Here is a 1,220-nt window from a genome sequence, read left to right as displayed (position 1 = left end):
AAGGGTTTCTTTTAAGATTTGGCACCGACCTACTCTCCCACGTGTTACCGCAGTACCATCGGCTCTGGTGGGCTTAACTTCTCTGTTCGGAATGGGAAGAGGTGGACACCACCGATATAGGCACCTAAATATTTTTAATTAAGACTAAAGATGAAAGCTTAAAGACTAAAGCGAAATACGCCTTTGGTCTCTGGTCTTTACCCTTTTTGCTTAAATGACATATTATTGAAAGAAGTTAGTTTGAAGAACAAACAACAGTCTGTTTGCTTTGAAAGCTTCGGATGATTAGTACTACTCGACTGTTCTGTCACCAGCTTTACATCTATAGCCTATCAACGTAGTAGTCTGCTACGGTCCTATATGGAATTCTCATCTCGTGGCTAGTTTCGCACTTAGATGCTTTCAGCGCTTATCTATTCCCAGCGTAGCTACTCTGCAATGCCCCTGGCGGAACAACAGATTCACTAGAGGCTGGTCCAACCCGGTCCTCTCGTACTAAGGTCAGCCCCACTCAAAATTCCTACGCCCACAACAGATAGGGACCGAACTGTCTCGCGACGTTCTGAACCCAGCTCGCGTGCCACTTTAATCGGCGAACAGCCGAACCCTTGGGACCTTCTCCAGCCCCAGGATGTGACGAGCCGACATCGAGGTGCCAAACCTCCCCGTCGATATGAGCTCTTGGGGGAGATCAGCCTGTTATCCCCAGCGTACCTTTTATCCTTTGAGCGATGGCCCTTCCATGCAGAACCACCGGATCACTATATCCGTCTTTCGACCCTGATCGACCTGTATGTCTCACAGTCAAGCAAGCTTATGCTATTGCACTCCCCGTACGGTTACCAAGCGTACTGAGCTTACCTTTGAAAGCCTCCGTTACCTTTTTGGAGGCGACCACCCCAGTCAAACTACCCATCAAACAATGTCCTCCACATAGCAGAGTTAGACACCGAATACAGAAAGGGTGGTATTTCAACGTTGGCTCCACGATGCCTGGCGACACCGCTTCAAAGCCTCCCACCTATCCTACACATCCTGTACCCAGTGGCAATGTTAAATTGTAGTGAAGGTGCATGGGGTCTTTCCGTCCCGTTGCGGGTACCCGGCGTCTTCACCGGGACCACAATTTCACCGAGCTCATGGCTGAGACAGCGCCCAGATCGTTACACCATTCGTGCAGGTCGGAACTTACCCGACAAGGAATTTCGCTACCTTAGGAC

General features: G+C 49.6%; 2 rRNA genes. Both read right to left on the bottom strand.

Annotated elements, in window-relative coordinates:
• Positions 1–16: 16 nt before the first annotated feature.
• Positions 17–128, bottom strand: a 5S ribosomal RNA gene (rrf, locus tag DRW42_RS28395).
• 137 nt (positions 129–265) lie between these two features.
• Positions 266–1,220: ribosomal RNA gene (locus tag DRW42_RS28390) — 23S ribosomal RNA — on the bottom strand; the annotation flags it as partial.

This window comes from Pedobacter miscanthi (assembly GCF_003315595.1).
Lineage (GTDB): Bacteria > Bacteroidota > Bacteroidia > Sphingobacteriales > Sphingobacteriaceae > Pedobacter > Pedobacter miscanthi.
The sequence above is the reverse complement of the archived record's forward strand: the minus strand, read 5'-3'. Positions and strand labels throughout refer to the sequence as shown.